Origin of the sequence: Pseudoalteromonas sp. MMG005 (assembly GCF_018101015.1) — a bacterium.
Lineage (GTDB): Bacteria > Pseudomonadota > Gammaproteobacteria > Enterobacterales > Alteromonadaceae > Pseudoalteromonas > Pseudoalteromonas aurantia.
This window is the reverse complement of record NZ_JAGJEK010000011.1, coordinates 1-21,532: the sequence shown is the minus strand read 5'-3', so window position 1 is coordinate 21,532 and position 21,532 is coordinate 1. Positions and strand designations below refer to the sequence as shown.

Genomic DNA, 21,532 nt, shown 5'->3' with positions numbered 1-21,532 from the left:
TTACTTGAATGAATATACTCAAAGCGGGTGATAACGCCCCACTTTTTACCTTACATAATCAAAATGGTGAAGCCATAGAGCTTGCATCGCTATTAAACAGCACGCAAGTTCTGGTGTACTTTTACCCAAAAGCGCTCACGCCGGGTTGTACCGTACAAGCTGAGCAACTGAGGGATCACAAACAACAGTTAGCACAGTTAAATACGGTTGCTGTGGGCATAAGTCCAGATCCGGTCAAAAAGTTGAAAAATTTCGAAACTAAAAAAGAACTGAATTTTGATTTGCTCTCTGACGAAGATCATGCAATTGCTGATGCATTTGGTGTATGGGGACTCAAAAAATTTATGGGGAAAGAATATGATGGTATTCATAGACTAAGCTTTTTAGTCGGTCAAGACGGTACAATTAAGCATGTATTTAATAAGTTCAAAACAAAAGAACATCATCAAGTAGTTATTGATTACATTAGCGAAAATAGCTAATCTTTAAGGCACAACCAAATACGTTGTGCCTGTCCCTTTCCATGATTTCGTAGCATTCACACACCAAATATCAACAGGCTTTAGTTTATGCCAATGTATTTATGGACCTGTATCGATAAACGCCAATTCTTCTTCATACATGTGTCTATCGCTAACTTTGTCGCTTTAGCCTTTTGGCTAATTGGCTGTAAATAGACCAATTTCGGTGTAACACCCGTTTCTATAAATAAAGCTTCTAGTTCTTCAACATGCTTTTGCATTGCAACTGGGTGTTTAATCTCATCGGCACGTTGCATCGCGTCAGCCAGAATTTTATAACCCCCTCGCATATTAATTTTGGGAGACACAGTGACCCAGGTACTCTTAGGTACTTTAATGTCAAACGTACCACTGGTTTCAATTTGCGTTGAAAACCCAGCGTCATGTAGTTGCTCACATAATGGTACTAAGTCATACATGCAAGGTTCGCCACCAGTGATCACAACATGCTTAGCTAAGTAACCTCTTTCTTTAAACAAACTGACAACTTGCTCTGCTGAAGCTTCGGCCCAAAGCTCTGAATCTGCTTTTTTCTCAACCGTTTTATCAAGTGATACCAAATATGTCGTGTTTATATCCCATGTTTGCTTAGTATCACACCATGAACAGCCTACTGGACAGCCCTGTAACCTCAAAAAGATAGATGGGACGCCCGTATAACTCGCTTCACCCTGAATAGTTTCAAAAACTTCGTTGATTTTGTACAAAACAGCTCCGATACAACTTTCTAAACTCAAAAAAATGCCGATGAAAATTGTTATTTTTTCGCCGGCCGTGTAGTATATCGCGCCCTGAAGTAAACCTCTATCAAAATCGAGGCAAAAGAGTTATGAGCGAAAAAGTTGTTGTGATTTATTCTGGCGGTATGGATTCATACACAGTTTTAAATAAAGCTGTCCGTTCAGGACATGAAGTGTATGCATTATCGTTTAATTATGGCCAACGCCACGTTAAAGAACTAGAAGTTGCGGCTGAGGTATGTGAGCAACTTAACATCGCTCATAAAATTGTTGATATTTCAGCTATCAACCAACTTATTGGTGGTTCATCGCTGACTGATGATATTGAGGTACCTGAGGGCCACTATGAAGAAGAGAGTATGAAAAGTACCATTGTACCGAATCGAAATATGATCTTACTTTCTCTGGCAGTTGGTTACGCCGTATCAATCAAAGCCTGTAAGGTTTTCTACGGAGCACACTCGGGAGACCATGCAATTTACCCTGATTGTCGACCTGAGTTTGTAAAAAAAATGGACGATGTGTGTCGCATTGCCAATTATGATGCAGTCGAGATTGTTAGTCCGTATTTAAACAATACTAAAATCGATATACTAACTGACGGCTTAAAAATGGGTCTAGATTATAGCCATACATGGACATGCTATAATGGTCGAAAGCATGCCTGCGGAAAGTGTGGTGCGTGTCAAGAGCGCTTAGAAGCCTTTTCACTCAACAATGCTCAAGACCCCATTTCATACGAAGTGTAATGTAAATAAGTTAAGATAAGGGAGGCTTTGCGCCTTCCTACCGATTCTATTGTTATTAGTTATAATCGGTTAATATCTTTCGCGACCTGATAACCATCATCAGTCACTAACTTTTCAAGCACCTCGACTCGCTCTCGTAAAGTCGAAATTTCAGACTTTAGTTCATCAACATCTTTGCCACCTTTACTACTTTGCTTTTTTAACTCCAGTTTAGTCATATATATTTCTCTAAATGCGCCAAAACCTACAGATACAAGCACAATTAAAAATATCATTGTTGTTCCACTCATACTTCTCTCCTTCTGTGTTTTTATCAACAATAACAAAACAATCCTAAATACCAAAGTGACAAACGTCAGAAACCTCAAGTGCAGCTCGTTATGGTGCAAATACTAAGTGCACTTCCTCTGACCACTAATGAACTTAATCAGCTCTGACAGGGGTAATGGTCGACAAATATAATACCCTTGTGCTTGGTCGCAGCCCATTGCATCTAATCTTGCTAAATGTTCTGCTTGCTCTACTCCCTCCGCAATTAATCCCAGTCCTAAGTTTTTCCCTACATCAATAATACTCTGTACAATGGCTTCCGCTTTAGGCTCTGTAAGTAACGCCGCCACAAATTGTCTATCTATTTTTAAGTAATGAATATCTAATGCTTGTAAATATGCCAATGAAGAATAACCGGTACCAAAGTCATCAATTGCCACCTTAATACCTAAATTTTTTAAATGCATCAGCGTATCTTTTACATTGGCTAGATTACTAATCAATGCACTTTCTGTCAGCTCTAATTCTAGTAAACTAGGCTCAAATTTATACCTCTTGAGCAGTCCAGCCAGCTTTTCAAAGAAATTATCAACGCTAATATCTTTGCCTGAAATATTGATTGCGATAGATAGGTTTTTTAAATGCGCTAATCCGTGCCACTGGCTCAGCGTTTCGCAAGCCATCTCTAAAACACAGTCTGTTATTTTCCCAATCAACCCTTTGTCTTCCGCAATTGGAATGAACTCATCTGGAAATATCATGTGACCATTTACATTCCATCGTATAAGCGCCTCAAGTGATACAACGTCTCTCGAGGAGATATCTATTTTCGGCTGAAAATAAAGCTCAAATTGCTTTAATAAAATCGCTTGACGTAACCGTTCTTCGATGTAAATTGCTTTCTGAACGCGTTCCTCTAACGCAGCGTCAAATAATTTATACTGATTCTTACCCTGCTTTTTTGCTTGATACATTGCAATATCTGCTTTTCCAAGTATCTCAGATACTTGGTCGCCATGAGCAGGGTAAGTTGCAACACCAACACTCAGTGATAACTGGTAACAATTACCTTCGATTTTAATAGGGTCATGAAAAGCGCTGAGAATATGCGCCAGACGCAAGTGGATCTCTTGTAAGTCTTGCGTGGTTAATACCACTAAAAACTCATCCCCTCCGAGTCGCGCGAGTAAATCTGGTTTAACGACTCTTCTTTCTAACCGCTTAGCGCTAATTTTAAGTGCATCATCACCGGCCAAATGGCCCAAACTATCATTAATTTTCTTAAAATCATCTAAGTCTATCAATACAAGTGCAAATGGTTGAGGGTTTTCTTTTTTTATCATCCGGTTGACGGTTTCTATAATATTAAACCTATTAGCAAGGCCTGTAAGCGAATCACGATTTGCTTGCTGTGATAACAAGACTTTTTGTGCCCTAAGGTCGCTAATATCTCGGCAGCACCATACTCGTCCGATATACTCCCCCTGAATCAATTCAGGGACACTATAATATTCATAGAATTGACCATGAATTGTTTCGAAATTACCAGTAAGTTGTGCTTTTTTAGATACAAACATCGCTTGAATTTGCTCAATAAAAATATCGGGAGAAGTCAGCAAGGATAGAATTGTGTGAAGTACTTGCGTTGCATCGAGCGCCAATGCTGTATGTTCGTCACAGCCGATAAATTTACACCCATTTTGATTTATATGTGTGATCTCACCACTAATGTTAAACTCTACAACAACCTCTGGACTTGCATCCAGTATGGCTTTTTGCCTAGTCAGTGCCAATTCTAAACTACGTTGATACTTATCAATATCAACCAGTCTTGTCCGTAACTCTAAATTGTTTTCAGTTAACTCTTTACTGGTTAAATTCAAGCTATGTTCGAGCATCCAGCGATCTTCATCTGCATGTTCAAATGCTTCTGACAATAAGCCAATAAGTCGCGCGTATTGCGGTGAATCTATGCCAGAAAAGCCACTTTTTTTAAGTAATCTAGCCAATAAATGATGCATATTATTCAGAAATTAATGTGACAGTCATTGTTTGATTATGCAATAGGCACCGCCCACCCGCCTGAATTGGCGCAATTTCACCATAAGAGTAAAATCCCATTGTTTGAAACCCATCAGTTAATTGACTAAACACCACCTCTAACTCCTCTTCCACCCGCGGTCCCAACACTAACTTTCTCCCAACACAACTGATCAACAATGCGACACCGGTTGTATTGTGAGGTGTTTCTAAAGCCGAGGTCACGGCCCTATTAGCACCGTCAATAAGCCTATCAAAATTTGCTTTCATCAGCTGGGCTTGGCCACCTTGCGGCATATCTCCAGCAAACACCATGCTATTGTCTTCATAATCAATACCCAATATAGTTCTTATCACTGGTTGATTACTGGACGAGCTTCTAACTTGTAAAGGAAACCTTAAAGCTGATGCCGGTAAATCATTCGCATAAGGGCCCAAATAGTTACGATATAATGTAATTGCAGGCTCATTATCGAGCTGATACAAACGATTTCCTTCTGCCCGTGTTATTTCTCGACTTGGGCCAAAAGAATCCCACCCGCCAACACTGGCATAGCTTACATTCAGTGAGTCAGAATAAAAGCCACATAAAATGATAGACCCTTCAGCTAACGGTTTCATATGCCACAAGGCTGTGTTTGAAAAGCGCTCTCCATCGCCAGCTAACCCTCCTGTAATTACCACATTATTACCAAACGCGGCTCCTAAGCACTCAGCCACTTCACTGCCATTAAGAACATGTCCGTCGCTCAATACCATCAACCACTTAAGGTTCGGCTCCTTTAACATCTCAACGGCTTTTTGGCACAAGTTAGGCAATGAACTATCGCTTATTGAACGATTAAATACTCGAATACAGGTTTTTGAAAATGTAAAGGTGGTTATAACAATCGCATCATCATATAACTGCGCTGCAGCGATATCCCCCGCACTGCTACAGCCCACAATCTCCGCGTTAGGATAGTATTTGGCTAAAGAACTCAATATCGTTGTCTTTCTGTCATAAATACTAAAAAAGACTGTAACAAGCTGCACATTTTCATCAACAATTGGCACAGATTCCCATTGCTGATTTTGGTAAATAAACTGTCTTGTTTCCATCTCTAGATTTCATAATATATAGGGAATGTTATAAATTTAGCAGTGGTTCACTAAATACGACAATATTTGCCCACCTAAATTACTAATTAATAACTAACTATCTAGCTCTTGCACAAACTCACTGCGGCTTCCTGGCGGTATGATCAGGTATATCTGTTGCTTAGCACGAGTTAATGCCACATAGAATAAACGTCGTTCTTCTGCGTAAGGAAACGGCTCTTTATCCGGAAGTAATGCATCTAAAAATGCCACCGCTGTATCCTGTGCGGGGAACCCATTGGCACCACCGGCTAATCCAAGTATCACGGCATAATCAGCTTCCATACCTTTCGCAGCATGAAATGTCATCACCCGCAGGTGTAGGTGTTGATAACGATGATTCATCTCATCTATTTGCTGTTTACTTGGTAGCACCTTATGGTAGCGTGCCAACAATAGTACACTCACTGAACATTCTGCCTGCGTATTTAGACTTTCTAAAGTGAGCGACAATGACTGCTCCTCTGTAGGTTCTTCAACATATACAAGTGGCGTACAGTGTTGAACATTATGTGCTGTGATACGTTTCATAATTTGTGCTGGATTAGCACACACAAATCGACTCGTTACGTCTAAAAGCCCTTGAGGATATCTGAAGGTTTTATCTAGCTGAGTAACAGTGCCATCACCAAAGTGATGCGTAAAGTCCGTGGTAAGCCCAATATCAGCGCCACTGAATCTATATATTGATTGCCAATCATCACCGACTGCAAATAAGTAATGCCGCTCTGATTGTTCAATTAAGGACTTGAGCAGTTTCGCCCGAATCGGAGAAATATCCTGAAACTCATCGACAAGTAAATGTGTCCAAGGAGACATAAACTTTTTACTTTGTACATAATCAATAGATTGAATGATCATATCTTCAAAATCAATGGCTCCTTCATTACTTAAATATAAAGTATACTCTGCTAAAATAGGTCTAACACAAGCCAATGATTCGTTGAACTGACTCTCTAGTTTTGCAAGACTAGTCGTAGCATGTCTACATTTAAGTAAACCAAGTGATGTACTAAAGTCACTAATGAGTCGCTTACCCTTCGAGCTATCTAAATAATCATGAATATCAACAACATCAGCACGTTGAACTTGTTTAACATACCTTATTAAATGGAGCCTATATTGCTCCTCTTGACACAAGAGTAAAATGGTTTCCCTAACAAACGCCCGTTTACTTATCTCATTTTGAGCAAGCTCTGACACTTTAGGCATCATCCCTTCTACACTTTCAATAATATGTAAACCTAGTTTATGGAAAGTCATACAGTCAGGGAAGGTAGGATAATGACTTGCTCTGTTTAACATTTCTTGTGCAGCTTGCTTACCATAAGCCAATAATAATACTTGTTTTGCATATGCTTGTCGGGTGTAAAACAAATACTGAGCTTTAGCCACCATCACACTGGTTTTTCCGGTGCCAGCTCCGGCCAGTAATAATTGCCGCTCATCTTGAATTACGCAGGCACGTCGCTGAGCAGCGGTCAAAGGCTGGCTTTCAACTGTGTCAAAAAACGCCTCATGCTCAGATAGTTTATAATTGACATATGCTTCTTTAAATTCACTCAGATCTTGCTTAGACCAAGAGTCCAATTCAGTTAAAGTCATAATCGCATCGGTTAAATTGTGGTCAAACGTTAGCTGAGCCGCCCAAGGTAACCATTGCTCACTAAACGGCGCAACGGCTGATTTAACCATATCGTATAGACCATGTGACAAGTATCTGACTTTTAGTAGTGTTTCTAGTTTTCTGATCCGGTCACATAATTCACCTCGGTGCGCAACAGCCCAAGCTTTTTGTAGAAAACACTTAAGTTCATCTGGTTTTTCTATTTTTAAAGGAATTTTTGTTGTTGTCTGACCATGTCGGATCACCAAATAGTGAACAAACCGCTTATATTCAATCATGGGAGGGGCGTTCAAACGAGCCCATTGGTATGATTCAGACTGACCTGTTTGGCTATCTAACACTATCCCTGTATCGCTAATGGTGGTACAGATGTAAGGCGTGAAATACTTAAATATTAATGGCGTTATAAATATCACGATCGGTAACAACTAGAGGAATATTGTTATAGCATAATTGAAGTATATGAAATCATAAAGAAAAAACTGTGTTTCACCGGTAAAGTAAACTGTTATTTCAAACTACTGAAAACAAAAAACCCGATAAGTATATCGGGTTTTTTGAATGAGTTGTTAAAAAACTCTAATTTGGTGCGGATGGGGGGACTTGAACCCCCACGCCCGAAAGCACTACCCCCTCAAGGTAGCGTGTCTACCAATTCCACCACATCCGCATATTTTCCGGCTCTAATGTTTAACTGAGGAGTTAAACAACCGAGTAACTATAGGCTACCACTCTTTATTAATTTGGTACGTCCGAAGTATTATTACCTTCGGTAGATGTCGGTACGTCTGACGCAGCTGGAGCTACAATAGCTTCTACAGGTGCTTCAAGATTTTCCCACTCATCCGTCTTTTTAATTTGACCCGCAGTCAAATTACCTAAAACAATACTCAGTACAAAAAACACAGTTGCAAGAACCGTTGTTGTTTTTGTCATAAAGTTACCCGCACCAGATGATCCAAAAACAGTTGCTGACGCGCCTGCTCCAAATGATGATCCCATGTCGGCACCTTTACCTTGCTGCACTAACACCATACCAATAAGTGCTAATGCCACAATTAAATAAATTACCAATAATATTTCGTACATGCTATACGTTCCCTAATGCACTATTGCAAATGCTCACAAATGCATCTGCTTTAAGACTTGCGCCGCCAATAAGGCCACCGTCTATATCTGGTTGTATAAATAAGCTTTTACTGTTTTTATCGTTAACACTGCCACCGTAAAGAATTTGCAGCGTATCTCCAACATGCTCACTTTGCTTGCTTAGCATATCGCGAATAAACTTGTGTACAGCCTGTGCTTGTTCTGGTGTCGCCGTTTTACCGGTTCCAATTGCCCAAACGGGTTCGTATGCTAGCACAGAATTTAAGAGCGCTGCTATACCTAATTTGGAAATTACTGCATTAATTTGCTCTGCAACAACCATCTCAGTTTCTTCAGCATCTCTTTGCTGCTCTGTTTCACCAACACACAGAATAGGAATTAGCCCATTCTCTTGTGCTTTAGCAAACTTATCAGCAACTGATTCATTGCTTTCGCCGAAAATAATGCGTCTTTCAGAATGACCGACCAACGTATGCGTAGCCCCAAGTTGTTTAGCTAGTTCTGCACTCAATTCGCCAGTAAAAGCGCCTGAGTTGAACTCAGAAACCGTTTGAGTTCCAACACTTATTCCTGACTCAACCACTTTCAATAATAAAGGTGCTGGTGGAAATATAATTATGTCAACTTGTTCGTTTTTGCACTCGTTTATTGCCGTACTGATTTCAGATACAAGCTCGACTGAGCCGTTCATTTTCCAGTTACCAGCAACTATTGGCTTACGCTGCGCCATTCGATACTCCGCATTCTAAAGCGGGTGAGATACTAACTCGACTCACCCTAAGTTACAAGATATAAAATAAAATAATTGGTTAATTGCTCACAGTTTCAACAACTTCAGCAATTTTTTGAGCAAAATCGATTACTTGCTTCTCTTGCTCGGCTTCAACCATGACTCTTATGACAGGTTCTGTTCCTGACTTTCGTAATAAAACACGACCTTTACCTGCTAGTTCATTTTCGACACTTTCAACCACAGCCAATACTTTTGGGTCTAAGGTAGGGTCCGTCGCCACAGAATACCTAACATTAATCATTTTCATAGGGTATTTAACAAACCCTTGCCCTAAATCTTGTAATGTTTTATTTTGTGAAACCATCGCGGCCAAGACTTGCAGACTTGAGGCAATACCGTCACCAGTACTGATTAAGTCGAGGTTCAATACATGCCCAGAGCTTTCTCCGCCAATTTTCCAACCGTTTTTAGCCAATAATTCCATCACATAGCGGTCACCAACCTTACTACGAGCAAAATCAATGCCTTTAGCCTTAAGCGCGTTCTCTAATCCCATATTAGACATAACAGTACCAACAACGCCCCCACCTAAGGTGCCCTGTTCAAAAGCTTGGCATGCGATAATATACACAATATCATCGCCGTCAAACACTCGACCATTATGATCAACCATCATCACTCTATCGCCATCACCATCATAGGCAATACCGACATCAGCACCATGTTCAAGTACCTGGCGCTTTAAACTATCAACATGTGTTGCACCACAATTGAGGTTTATATTAACACCATCAGGTTCGCATGCGTGGCAGATTACCGATGCACCTAATTCTCGCATAACAGCTGGTGCAATATGATAAGTCGCCCCGTTTGCGCAGTCGAGTACTATTTTAATCCCTTCCAAAGACAAGTCATTTGGGAATTGACCTTTACAAAATTCAATATAACGTCCATCAGCATTATCTAGTCGGTGTGCTTTTCCTAGCTGCTCCGATGGCACACAAGTCATTTTATCATCCAACATTGCTTCAATTTCAAGCTCAACTGAATCCGCAAGTTTGAGTCCATTGCCACTAAAAAATTTAATCCCATTGTCATGATATGGATTATGCGACGCACTGATCACAATACCCGCTTCTGCACGAAAAGTTTGTGTTAAGTAAGCCACTGCAGGTGTAGGCATCGGCCCTAATAAAACCACATCTATTCCAGCTGCGATAAGCCCTGCTTCCAACGAAGTTTCTAATAAATAGCCCGAGATCCGCGTATCTTTACCTATAATGACTTTTTTCGTTCCAGATTTAGATAATACTTTTCCTGCAGCCCAACCCAATTTCAATGCAAATTCAGGCGTAATTGGATATTCACCGACTAAACCTCTTACACCATCAGTACCAAAATATTTTCTTGTTGTCATAAAGTTACTCCATTTCTAGCTGCATGCCATACATTTAAAACATCAGCGGTTTCCTGAACATCGTGAACCCTGATAATGTTCGCGCCTTGCTGTGCACAGAGTAAAGCACCAGCCAAACTCGCAGCAACACGCGCGTCAGTTTCTCGATTTAATAATTGACCAAACATAGATTTGCGTGATAAACCCGCCAGTAAGGGTAGTTTAAGCTGAGTAAATTGTTCAAATTCACCGAGCAAACTAAAATTATGTGCCAAGCTTTTACCAAAACCAAACCCTGGATCAAGGATCAGCCGCTCCTTAGCTATTCCGACTTGCTCACAAGCCGCAATACGTTGCTCAAAAAACGCTTTCACTTCTCCGAATAAGTCAACGTAAGATGGGCTTGCTTGCATGGTTCTTGGTTTACCCTGCATATGCATTAAACAAATAGGGACATCTGAATATTTTGCGGCGACCTGTAATGCATTTGGTTCCTGTAATGCACGTACATCATTAATAATATCTGCACCAGATTCAATAGCGGCTTCCATTACCTGCGCTTTACTCGTATCAATTGAAATCACGCAATCAGAAACATTTCTAATCGCAGCAATCACAGGGATAACCCTTTTTAATTCCTCTTCACAGGTAACATCTGGTGCACCGGGCCGCGTAGATTCACCACCAATATCTAAAATAGTTGCACCTTGCTTTAGTAATACTTTGGCTTGTTCTACGGCATGTCCAGTAGTGAGGTAAGCACCGCCATCAGAAAATGAATCGGGTGTTACGTTAATTATCCCCATTACTTGAGGCACAGTCAGATGTAAGGCTCGATCCCGAGGTAAAGTTAACGTAGTCATGATGTACCCTAGCTTAATAACAACCCCACCAGTAAAGTAGTTAAGTATAATAATCACTTTACTCGAAATTCAGGCTTCTATATTTATTTAATATTAAAAAGCCCCGAATATACGGGGCTTTTTCATTGCTGGGTATTTTAACCGTTATTCCGGACTATCATCAAGCTCTGTACTTGATTCAGAATCAGAAGTTGGCTTTTTTTCTGTATCATTCGCATCACCATCAGATTTAGACGGTTTTGCTTTCGGTTTAATGTCATGTGCATCACGTGGAGGTCTCACCTCGATGCGAGCCATTAAGTCATCAATCTGAAGCGCATCAATTGTTTCATACTTCATAAGTGCGTCTTTCATGCTATGAAGCACATCCATATTATCTTTAAGAATCTGTTCCGCTCTATCATAGTTACGCGTCACAAAACCTTTAATCTCAGAGTCAATCAATTTGGCCGTCTCATCCGACATGCCAGACATACGTTGTGAGCCACCACCCATGTACATTTCATTCTGATCTTCCATGTACATTTGTGGACCAAGTTTGTTACTTAACCCCCACTGAGTGACCATTTTCTTCGCAATATCTGTTGCACGTTCAATATCATTACTTGCTCCAGTTGTTACTTTATCATCACCGTAGATAAGAGCTTCTGCGATACGACCACCATAGAGGCTAGATAGCATCGACTCTAAATGCTCTTTAGAATGACTCACTCTATCTTGTTCTGGTAAGTACATAGTGACACCTAATGCACGACCTCGGGGAATTATGGATACTTTATATACTGGGTCATGCTCAGGCACTAATCGACCAACAATTGCATGTCCAGCTTCATGGTAAGCAGTCATCTCTTTCTCATGCTCGCTCATTACCATGGACTTACGTTCAGCACCCATCATTATTTTATCTTTTGCAGCATCAAACTCCGCCATACTTACCTTGCGCTTGTTTCCACGCGCTGCAAATAAAGCGGCTTCATTAACTAAATTAGCTAAGTCTGCACCAGAAAAACCTGGGGTACCACGTGCGATTACCGAAGACTCAACATTGTCATCTAACGGCACTTTACGCATATGAACATTCAAAATTTGCTCACGACCACGGATATCAGGTAACCCAACAACAACTTGTCTATCAAATCGGCCGGGTCTTAGCAACGCAGGATCAAGTACATCTGGTCGGTTAGTCGCAGCAATAACAATTATGCCTTCATTGCCTTCAAAACCATCCATTTCCACCAGCATTTGGTTAAGTGTTTGTTCACGCTCATCGTGACCTCCACCCATACCAGCGCCACGTTTTCGGCCAACAGCATCAATCTCATCAATAAAGATAATACAAGGCGCTGCTTTTTTAGCTTGCTCGAACATATCTCTTACGCGAGACGCACCCACACCAACAAACATCTCAACAAAATCAGAGCCCGATATTGTAAAGAAAGGCACTTTAGCTTCTCCAGCAACAGCCTTTGCTAACAATGTTTTACCCGTTCCAGGAGGGCCTACCATCAGTACGCCTTTAGGAATACTGCCGCCTAATTTTTGGAACTTTGATGGATCTCGTAAAAAATCGACCAATTCAGTAACATCTTCTTTAGCTTCATCACATCCGGCAACATCTGCGAACGTCGTTTTCACTTGGTCTTCGCTCATTAAGCGCGCTTTACTTTTACCAAAAGACATTGCGCCCTTACCGCCACCACCTTGCATTTGACGCATAAAGAAAATCCATACGCCGATCAGTAATAACATCGGGAACCAAGAAATAAAGATGTTAGCCAAAAAAGATTGCTCTTCTGGCTTTACGCCTTTAACGTTCACATCATTTTTAAGTAAGTCATTAATGAGATCTGAATCTTGCATAGGTATAATCGTTTGAAAACGTTCGCCATTTCCCTTTATACCAGTAATAGTACCTGTATAACGGTCAACGTTAACATCTCGAATTGCACCGCTGCGCACTTCTTTCACAAATTGTGTATAACTCGTTTGACGATCAATTTGATCGCCGCCATTGAAGCCCTGAAACACGGTCATTAGCACCACTGCTATAACCAACCAGAGTATTAAATTCTTTGCCATATCGCTCAAGGGGTTAACCTCTTGTATTCAAAATTGTTTAAATTCAACTTAATGCTGTCCAACTGTACTACAGTTTGTAGCCTGTCGCCACTATATATACTTCTCTAGAACGGGGTCTAGACGCTTTTGGTTTACGTATCTTTACCACATTGAAGCATTTTCGTACTTCTTGAACAAACTGATCAAAACTCTCACCTTGAAACACTTTCACTGCAAATGCCCCATTTTTCCTTAAAACTTGATGACACATATCAAGTGCAAGTTCTACCAAATACATGCTACCTGCCTGATCCGTCGACATGTTACCACTCATATTAGGTGCCATGTCAGAGAATACCACATCAACATTTTTCCCGCCTATACGATTTAGTAAAGCGTCCAAAACAGCCTCTTCACGAAAATCACCTTGTAAAAAATCAACACCGGGTAATGAATCCATAGGCAAAATATCACATGCGATGACTTGCCCTTTGGACCCAACTTGCTCGGCTAGATATTGTGACCAACTCCCGGGAGCAGCTCCAAGGTCGACAACACTCATGCCAGGCTTTATTAATTTATCCCTTTGTTGCACTTCTTCTAACTTAAAGACGGCACGAGAACGAAAGCCTCGTTTTTGTGCCTCTTGAACATAAGGGTCATCAACATGCTCTTTTAACCAGCGCTGAGAACTCGCTGAGTGTTTTTTATTTGTCATTATTCGCTGCAACTCATTAGTAATATTGTCTAGATGGCGGTAGAATACCAATAATTCAAGCCTACATTTAGTAAATTGTACCAATATGACTTTATCAAATAAACAAAAGCAGTACTTAAAAGGACTAGCACACCCGTTAAAACCCGTTGTTTTACTTGGCGCAAACGGTTTAACTGAAGGTGTTGTCATGGAAATTGACCACTCACTAAGCATTCATGAACTAATCAAAGTAAAAGTACCAACTAACGATCGTGAAACGAAACAACTGATTTTCGACGCTATCGTAAGAGAAACTAAAGCTTATAAAGTGCAAACTATTGGTCATGTCATTATTTTGTATCGCCAAAGTGAAGAAAAAAAGATTCAGTTACCTCGCACATAATTCAGTAAACGCCACGGCTCATTCCTGTGGCGTAGTCTGCGCCACTTCAATGGCCTGCCTAATAAAACCGGTTGTAAGTTCGTTAATAACACCACTTTCAGCGTTTAACAGTAAACTAAATCCGATGTCATACTCAGGAATGACCACAACATCCGTTCTATAGCCTTGTACCCAACCACTGTGGTAGTAAAGAGTAACGCCTTCAAATTCATAAATACGCCACCCTAACCCATAATATGCTTGCGTAATATAATCTCGCCAAATTCTTCGCCTTAACTCCCTCTTTGTACGTGTATACGGGCGACTTTGGATCACCAATGCATCTAAAGATAGAACATCAGGGTAATAACCAAGCTGTAACTTAAGCCACTGAATCATATCAGCAGCACTGGCATTGATACCCGCAGCAGGTGTCACTTTGTAATAGTTTGTTTTTAACTTTGCGGTATGCCAACGCTTGCGCCCTAAAACATGAGGCAATGCGTAATTCTGGTCTTTAGTCATATTATCTAAACCAACCCCACCATCATTCATATTTAACGGTGCAAATATAAACTCTTCAAGCCATTGCTCGTAAGTGATCCCCGTCGCTCTATAAATGACGTCAGATATCACACTAAACATAACGTTCTGATATCCATAACATTGCCCCGGATTGCAAATTTTATCCACAGAGACTAAACGCTCGACAATTTTCTCATATCGCATTCTAGATTCAATTAAATTATCGTACGCATTGGGCACCAATCCACTTGAGTGGCTGAGCAAATGATACAGCTTGAGATGTTTATACTCAGACAACGCAAACAAAGGTAAATACTCACTTACTTTGTCATCTAGAGAAATTCGATTTTCACTGACCAATTTAGCACTTAAAGAACCAGCAAAGGTTTTTGACACTGAAGCCAATCTAAAGCGTGTGTGAATATTCACTTTCTGCCCGTTTTTTACTCTAGTACGGCCATACCCTTGTGCTTTACCACCAAATTTGCCGTGAACAATACTTAATGCAGCCCCAGGAATTGATTTTTCTTTGAGTTTACGCTCGACTTGCTTAGAATAGCTGTTCAAAAATTGGTTCCACTGTTTTTTTGCCACATCCGTTGCAAAGGAAGGCGCAGTGAATAGCCAAAGTATGGCAAGAACTAGAAACTTCATATTGACCCATTCTTTTTTTAGTGATGGGAGTGTACACGAAGTTCTACCTTGTTTGTAAGGCTGTATAACTATATTAACGCGATTGAGGTATTTGGATGCGGTTATTTTTCTGTTTTATTATTTTGTCTTTTACATTTGGCTGCGCGTCAACAAAAAAGCTGGCACCAAAGCTCAATATCCCAGCAAAACCATTGCTGACAAAAGAGGTTTACCAACTAAGTTACACAACGGAGTTAGACTCCGCGCGTATTAAGTCAGTACAACTACCTGCTCATCCAATAGAAAAAAACAACACAGTTCGTATCGTCTCAGATAAGGTTGGCATGACTGATACTTTAAAAGCTCACCTCATAGCTGCACTCAATAAGAAAAATTTAAAAATAGTAACCACGAGTAAAGCTGATTACATACTAACAATTCACCAATTAGATTTAGAGTTTGGGTCAGAAAAAACTTACACACTTAACCAACCTCGCAAACCACACGCTTTTTTTACACAACTAGCCCAGCAAGTGCCCAGTTACCAATGTACAAACATCATCGCGTCAGTCAGCATGCGATTAACCCATCAGGCGTCGTCTGACGTTGTATGGTTCGCCAAATCATCCATTGATAGCGCAAGCTTCCAAGCGATACCACTGCAGCTTAATTATACTAAAACAGAAAAAATCACCAATGAACACGCCGTTATTGCATTCATCGTAAAACACAATACCGAAACCGCTCGTAAAGCCCGTTTTAACCAAAATATCACGCCTCCTGCTTATGATGTTAAAACGGTAATTAGCCAACCTACTAAAATTGCTGGCGCTTGCACTGAAACAGAAGTCAGTGCCCTTAGTAGTGCCATGCAAACATCATTGACCAACTTACTTATCGATAAAATAAACATTCAGTAATACATACAATTTCTTACAGTTAATACTCCTGAAAACATCCTATAATGGTGACCAACATTAGTTTGGTGACCATTATGCAGCTGTTTTTCAAAACTTTAATTAGTTTACTTATGTTTAGCGCCTGTACCGTGTCTGCGTCAAGTCGATTATATTCGGATAATACTCTGCTTCCCTCTGATGGATTTGCGTGGGATTGGACTTTTGGTGCAAGCGCCTACATTGAGGACCCGTACTTAATTGGTATGCCCAGTAACAATAAGGGCTTTGAACTCGAACTTACACTTTCCCTATCCTATGACAATCTGTTTGTTGATATAGATAACAGCCAGCTAAGTGGTGGGTTTATCATTGGCTATACGCTACCGAGCATTAACACATGGCAATTAGATATTATCGGTACGCAAATTCAAAAAGGATTTAATGAAACAGGGTTAGAGCTTTATAAACTCGATGTGCTGCCCGAATTAGCTGGTATTAATGCACGAGCATATGACTATAATGCAGGGTTACGTTTAAGCAAACGATTTTCCGACTCATTATTTTCAATCGAACTACTCAATGACATTTCCAATGCCCATAATGGCTGGATACTGTCTTCATTTTTCAGTCATATTACACCTTGGAGAAACTGGGAGTTTCGAGCAGCTGTTGGTCTAAATGCATATTCTCCAGAATTCACCGACTATTATTTTGGCATTACGCCTAATGAAGTGACCCCCTTTAGGCCGAGTTATAGTGCGAATACTTCTTTTAGTCTTGTCACCGAACTTCATGCTGAATATCCACTCAATGAACATTGGATTTTCCTTGCAGGGTGGATGTCAACTCTGTATTCCGAAGATATCTATAACAGCCCTATAATCAGACAATATTACCACCACAAAGCCAAGGTTGGCGTAAGATATGTATTTTAATAGCTTGTCTGTCTTGTTCTTGGTGCAACTCACACCAGAGGCTGCAATCCCAATACCGCCGACTCTTTTGGTACAACCTGAGCGCTGTATAGCGCTTAGAAAAGGCCGAAACTGCTATGCCCAACTAACTTTTAGTTGGGACTTGCCCATTGCAGCGAACTACTGTTTAAAAAGTAGCAATAGCGAAAGTGTGCTTTATTGTTGGCAGGCTGCAAAAAGTGGGCATGTCGAGCACGAATTTAATCAACAGAAAACACACGAATATCAATTAATAAATAGTGACACCGGCGCCATACTTGGGCAAACTCAAGTACATGTGCAATGGGTTTATAAGAACCGTCAGAAAAAAAGACGTTGGAGATTATTTTAATGGACAATTACGGCACAATTTTATTAGTAGAAGATGATGCATCCCTTGCACAATGGGTTGCCGACTACTTAAATAACCAAGGTTATACGACACATGTTTGTGAGCGAGGAGACAAAGTTGTTGCAATGGTTAAGTCTCTAACACCTGATATTGTGCTACTCGATGTCATGCTTCCTGGTCAAGATGGTATTAGCGTTTGTAGAGAATTACGACAATTCTACCACCAACCTATCATTATGCTAACAGCACGAGATGAAGAAATGGATGAAGTTATTGGCCTGGAAGTTGGCGCCAGTGACTACGTTATAAAACCAGTAAGACCGCGTGCCCTGCTTGCTCGTATCAAAGCCATGTTACGCGCAGCACAAGAAACTAAGGTAATAGAAAATAATGATTCCAACGTTATCAACGTCGGTAATTTAAGTATAGATACTCAAGCCCGTAAGGTTTCATTGCAAGGTACTGAAGTCAACATTTCAAGTGCCGAGTATTTGTTATTACACTTCCTTGCTTCAAATGCGGGTGAGGTGGTATCTAGAGACTCAGTCTTTAAAGCGACCAAAGGTCGAGAATACGACGGTCTCGACCGCAGTGTCGATGTTTTAATTTCAGCACTTCGCAAGAAGTTCAATGACGATCCACAGCAACCTGAAAAAATAAAAACCATTTGGGGAAAAGGCTATTTGATGGTGCCCAGTGCATGGTAATTTAATTCGGTGAAGAAACTCTACTTATATTTATTAACAAGCGCACTTGTATCCATTGTTGTATTGGGTTGGCTTATTGATACGCTCAATCAACAAACAGCGCCAACTGAAGATAGTTTTGGTTGGCAAAGCACTTTAACGGGTGGCTTTGCATTGCAAATAGCCAGGCAACCGGAGCATCAACGCGCCTCGTTTGCCAAACGCCTAAGTGCTGATTTTGACGTAACTCTAACGTATAAACAAGGTGACACGCTCGCCTTACCTCATGAACTAAAACAACAAATGGCCCTGAAAAAAGAGCTTGTTCTTGAGGATGAATTGGGCTTTTATTTATTGAAAACCCATGATAATTTACTCCCTGATTACCTTGAATTAAGACTACAAAAACCAGAACCCGAGCAAAGTAACGATGTGCTACTTACCTTACTTTTTTATGCTGGGGTATGTGGATTTATGTGGTTTATTTTGTCGCCCCTAGCTAAAAGGCTATCCGTACTCACAGAAGCCGCTAAGCAATTTGCCAGTGGTGACTTAAGTGCTCGCATCAAAGTAAACCACTTCACATATATTAAAGATGTAGAACTTACCTTTAACCGAATGGCGAACCAAATTGACAAGCTGCTTGCTGAAAATAAGCTCATGGCATCAAGTTTATCCCACGATATACGTACGCCTGTGGCATGTTTGCGTTTTGGATTAGACGCCGCCATAGAGGAACCGGATTTAAATCAAGTTCGTTCTATTTTAGTACGTATGGAAAACGATCTAGATCAAATGGAGGACATGCTGGCAAGCTATTTGTCGTTTGCAACACTTGAGCAAAAAGCACATTTGCTGACTTTTGAATCGACACAGGCACAAACCTACATAGCTGCACTCATAGACCAAATACAACCAAAGCTTACTAAAGCTGACCTCATCGGAAGCTACGATGTTGACCCGCAAGTATACTTATATGCCGACTTACATTGGCTCGCGCGTGCCATTACCAACCTACTCAGTAATGCGTGTGAGTTTGCATCGCGTAATATTTTGGTCAGAGTACAACAACATGAGCATTTAATATTAATCGACGTAGAAGATGACGGGCCTGGTATAGCCCCAAATAATTGGCACAAAGTATTTAGTCCATTTTTCCAAGAACAAAACCACCGTAACCGTGATGAGAAAGGATACGGATTAGGCCTTGCAATCGTTGCGAAAGTGGTTGACTGGCATCACGGTAAAGCATCAGTATCACAATCTGAGACACTTGGTGGCGCAAAGTTCACATTAAGTATCAACTGTAAACCAAATAAAGCAGTGTAAATATACTTCAACACCCACTTCTCAGCAACAGCTCAAATCAATGATAGATAAACATTTTTATGTATTTTGAAACACAGATTTTCGCAGCTTAAACATTACAGTATGCGCTACTATCTACTTTTGTTCTAGATCATGGTAGTTTCAATGTAATTAGCACTTTTTATTTACTATTAATTACAGTAAATTGTGGGCGCCGTTATAAAAATAGAGAAGTATAAACAATATGAGCAGTGTACGCGGAGAGTTTAGCTCTCGCTTTGGTTTCATTATGGCCGCAGCAGGTTCAGCTGTCGGTCTTGGCAATATTTGGGGCTTTCCAACACAAACAGCGAGCAACGGTGGTGCCGCATTCGTGCTCGTCTACTTAATTCTGGCTTTTTGTCTCGCATATCCAGCCTTAATGGCTGAACTCGTTATTGGCCGACACGGCCAAGCTAATGCGGTATCTTCATTGCAAAAATTATCGGATAGGCCCATTCATAAACGCTTCGCGTTTTTCGTCGGGTTCGGCGGTATTATTTGTGCGGGTCTAATTCTCAGCTTCTACGCAATCGTTGCTGGATGGATGTTCAGCGCAACACTTGAACCCTTGACTAAGCTTACCGGTACAACCAATGTGACCAGCTGGTTAAACACACAGTCGTTAAACCGAGATCTCATTTTTACGTCACTCTTTATCATTTTGACAATTTCTATTATCAGTAAAGGAGTCGAAAACGGTATTGAAAAGTGGTCAAAAAGGCTAATGCCTGCGCTGCTTAGTATTCTATTTCTGCTTATCGTTTACGTACTAATGCAAGATGGCGCGAGTGATGGTCTTAAAGCCTATTTGATCCCTGATTTCTCATCCATTTTAAACCCTGATTTATTAGTGAGCGCATTAGGCCAGGCCTTCTTTTCTCTATCTCTTGGCACTAGTGTCATGATCATTTACGGCTCTTACATTAGTAAAAAAGAAAATTTAGTATCTTTAGGCGCCTATGTAACACTCATCGATGTTCTCATTGCTTTTGTCGCGGGATTACTTATTATTCCAGCGATGTATGTAGCTCAGGCGCAAGGGGTTGAAATATTCGCTGCCGATGGTTCTCTACTCTCTGAAGATACCTTGGTATTTCAAGTTTTACCTGCGTTATTTAGCAGTATGGGACAAATGGGGCTATTTGTTGGGTTTGCATTCTTTGCATTGATGAGTATTGCAGCGTTGACTTCCTCTATTTCAATGCTTGAAGCTCCAGTGTCTTACGCCGTAGAAAAGTTTGCACTAAAACGCATTCAAGCAACATGGATTATTGGTGTACTGATCACCATTGTCAGCTTTACCATCATTTTTAACTTCAATACCTTATTTGGCTTAGTGGTCAGTGCTACGACACAGTTTGGTCAACCACTACTAGGCATGTTTTGTTGTGTATTCGTAGGCTGGCTCTGGAACCGCAGTGCGTTACTTAAAGAAATTGAATCTGGTAGCCCTGACATTGCAGCTAGTTGGTTTTGGAAAGTTTGGCCTTGGTACATTAAGTTCATTTGCCCATTGGCCATTGCCTTAGTGTTCATTCATTCCTTATAGATTTGACAAACATCATAATTAAGGTGCTGAGCACAGCACCTTAATTATGAAAGACATAAAGCATATTTCATTTATGTTTGAGCACCATATCTTGGTGCGCAATACCATCTTCTAAATATGACTCACCTATCGCATGAAAGCCTAAGCCTTGATAAAAACTCAGCAATTGAGTTTGCGCAGATAAAAAAATGTCTCTTGCTTCTTTATATGTACTTGCTAACTCGATAGTTCGACTCATTAATTGGCTTGCAAGTCCCAC

22 protein-coding genes and 1 tRNA gene are annotated in these 21,532 nt (G+C 40.6%); 9 read left to right on the top strand and 14 right to left on the bottom strand.

Features of this window, described 5'->3' with window-relative positions:
• Window positions 1-8: 8 nt before the first annotated feature.
• The gene (bcp, locus tag J8M01_RS10010) at window positions 9-482 is read left to right on the top strand and encodes a thioredoxin-dependent thiol peroxidase (protein WP_211057883.1); all 474 of its coding nucleotides are present in this window, start codon (window positions 9-11) and stop codon (window positions 480-482) included.
• 80 nt (window positions 483-562) lie between these two features.
• On the opposite strand, the gene queE is transcribed toward bcp, so the two are convergent.
• On the bottom strand, window positions 563-1,228 hold the full coding sequence (gene queE, locus J8M01_RS10005) for a 7-carboxy-7-deazaguanine synthase QueE (RefSeq protein WP_211057882.1): 666 nt from the start codon (window positions 1,226-1,228) through the stop codon (window positions 563-565).
• A 122-nt stretch (window positions 1,229-1,350) separates the two neighbouring features.
• Between queE and queC the strand changes: the two genes are divergently transcribed.
• Window positions 1,351-2,010, top strand: a complete 660-nt coding sequence (gene queC, locus J8M01_RS10000) for a 7-cyano-7-deazaguanine synthase QueC (protein WP_210996200.1) — start codon at window positions 1,351-1,353, stop codon at window positions 2,008-2,010.
• Between the two features lie 59 nt (window positions 2,011-2,069).
• Here queC and J8M01_RS09995 read toward each other — a convergent pair whose 3' ends face one another.
• From J8M01_RS09995 to rlmE, 11 genes are all read right to left on the bottom strand, one after another.
• Window positions 2,070-2,300 (bottom strand): hypothetical protein, encoded by a 231-nt coding sequence (locus tag J8M01_RS09995; protein ID WP_192506902.1) that lies wholly within the window; start codon window positions 2,298-2,300, stop codon window positions 2,070-2,072.
• A 102-nt stretch (window positions 2,301-2,402) separates the two neighbouring features.
• Entirely contained in the window at window positions 2,403-4,301 is a 1,899-nt protein-coding gene (locus J8M01_RS09990) for a bifunctional diguanylate cyclase/phosphodiesterase (protein ID WP_211057881.1), read from the bottom strand.
• 1 nt (window position 4,302) lies between these two features.
• Window positions 4,303-5,421 carry an FIST N-terminal domain-containing protein gene (locus J8M01_RS09985; protein WP_211057880.1) on the bottom strand — a complete coding sequence of 373 codons (1,119 nt, stop codon included), beginning with the start codon at window positions 5,419-5,421 and terminating at the stop codon, window positions 4,303-4,305.
• 93 nt (window positions 5,422-5,514) lie between these two features.
• Window positions 5,515-7,428 carry a UvrD-helicase domain-containing protein gene (locus tag J8M01_RS09980; protein ID WP_211057879.1) on the bottom strand — a complete coding sequence of 638 codons (1,914 nt, stop codon included), beginning with the start codon at window positions 7,426-7,428 and terminating at the stop codon, window positions 5,515-5,517.
• Window positions 7,429-7,672: 244 nt separating this feature from the next.
• Window positions 7,673-7,757 (bottom strand) — tRNA-Leu (locus J8M01_RS09975).
• 68 nt (window positions 7,758-7,825) lie between these two features.
• Entirely contained in the window at window positions 7,826-8,176 is a 351-nt protein-coding gene (secG, locus tag J8M01_RS09970; RefSeq protein ID WP_192506898.1) for a preprotein translocase subunit SecG, read from the bottom strand.
• A gap of 1 nt (window position 8,177) precedes the next feature.
• On the bottom strand, window positions 8,178-8,927 hold the full coding sequence (gene tpiA, locus J8M01_RS09965) for a triose-phosphate isomerase (protein WP_211047808.1): 750 nt from the start codon (window positions 8,925-8,927) through the stop codon (window positions 8,178-8,180).
• A gap of 79 nt (window positions 8,928-9,006) precedes the next feature.
• Window positions 9,007-10,347 (bottom strand): phosphoglucosamine mutase, encoded by a 1,341-nt coding sequence (gene glmM / locus J8M01_RS09960; RefSeq protein ID WP_192506896.1) that lies wholly within the window; start codon window positions 10,345-10,347, stop codon window positions 9,007-9,009.
• Window positions 10,344-11,189, bottom strand: a complete 846-nt coding sequence (folP, locus tag J8M01_RS09955; RefSeq protein WP_211057878.1) for a dihydropteroate synthase — start codon at window positions 11,187-11,189, stop codon at window positions 10,344-10,346. Before folP ends, glmM begins: the two co-directional genes overlap by 4 nt.
• A gap of 144 nt (window positions 11,190-11,333) precedes the next feature.
• On the bottom strand, window positions 11,334-13,268 hold the full coding sequence (gene ftsH / locus J8M01_RS09950; protein ID WP_192506894.1) for an ATP-dependent zinc metalloprotease FtsH: 1,935 nt from the start codon (window positions 13,266-13,268) through the stop codon (window positions 11,334-11,336).
• Between the two features lie 67 nt (window positions 13,269-13,335).
• Window positions 13,336-13,965: a 23S rRNA (uridine(2552)-2'-O)-methyltransferase RlmE gene (gene rlmE / locus J8M01_RS09945; RefSeq protein ID WP_192506893.1), complete on the bottom strand. Its 630-nt coding sequence runs from the start codon at window positions 13,963-13,965 to the stop codon at window positions 13,336-13,338.
• Between the two features lie 85 nt (window positions 13,966-14,050).
• Here rlmE and yhbY point away from each other — a divergent pair, with 85 nt between their 5' ends.
• A complete protein-coding gene (yhbY, locus tag J8M01_RS09940; RefSeq protein ID WP_192506892.1) occupies window positions 14,051-14,347 on the top strand; it encodes a ribosome assembly RNA-binding protein YhbY in 297 nt (98 codons plus the stop codon).
• 18 nt (window positions 14,348-14,365) lie between these two features.
• Here yhbY and J8M01_RS09935 read toward each other — a convergent pair whose 3' ends face one another.
• Entirely contained in the window at window positions 14,366-15,505 is a 1,140-nt protein-coding gene (locus tag J8M01_RS09935; protein WP_211057877.1) for a serine hydrolase domain-containing protein, read from the bottom strand.
• A 95-nt stretch (window positions 15,506-15,600) separates the two neighbouring features.
• Here J8M01_RS09935 and J8M01_RS09930 point away from each other — a divergent pair, with 95 nt between their 5' ends.
• From J8M01_RS09930 to J8M01_RS09905, 6 genes are all read left to right on the top strand, one after another.
• Complete coding sequence (locus J8M01_RS09930; RefSeq protein ID WP_192506890.1) at window positions 15,601-16,404, top strand: hypothetical protein; 804 nt, start codon at window positions 15,601-15,603, stop codon at window positions 16,402-16,404.
• Between the two features lie 74 nt (window positions 16,405-16,478).
• Window positions 16,479-17,318: a MipA/OmpV family protein gene (locus J8M01_RS09925; protein WP_192506889.1), complete on the top strand. Its 840-nt coding sequence runs from the start codon at window positions 16,479-16,481 to the stop codon at window positions 17,316-17,318.
• Window positions 17,308-17,688: a DUF3019 domain-containing protein gene (locus J8M01_RS09920; protein ID WP_192506888.1), complete on the top strand. Its 381-nt coding sequence runs from the start codon at window positions 17,308-17,310 to the stop codon at window positions 17,686-17,688. Before J8M01_RS09925 ends, J8M01_RS09920 begins: the two co-directional genes overlap by 11 nt.
• Window positions 17,688-18,395, top strand: a complete 708-nt coding sequence (locus tag J8M01_RS09915; RefSeq protein ID WP_192506887.1) for a response regulator transcription factor — start codon at window positions 17,688-17,690, stop codon at window positions 18,393-18,395. The genes J8M01_RS09920 and J8M01_RS09915 overlap by 1 nt, the downstream gene beginning before the upstream one ends.
• A 9-nt stretch (window positions 18,396-18,404) precedes the next feature.
• The gene (locus tag J8M01_RS09910; RefSeq protein WP_211057876.1) at window positions 18,405-19,703 is read left to right on the top strand and encodes an ATP-binding protein; all 1,299 of its coding nucleotides are present in this window, start codon (window positions 18,405-18,407) and stop codon (window positions 19,701-19,703) included.
• 223 nt (window positions 19,704-19,926) lie between these two features.
• Window positions 19,927-21,273, top strand: a complete 1,347-nt coding sequence (locus J8M01_RS09905; protein WP_192506885.1) for a sodium-dependent transporter — start codon at window positions 19,927-19,929, stop codon at window positions 21,271-21,273.
• Between the two features lie 67 nt (window positions 21,274-21,340).
• On the opposite strand, the gene J8M01_RS09900 is transcribed toward J8M01_RS09905, so the two are convergent.
• Window positions 21,341-21,532 (bottom strand): GNAT family N-acetyltransferase (locus tag J8M01_RS09900; protein WP_211057875.1); only part of this gene is annotated, 192 nt, incomplete at its 5' end.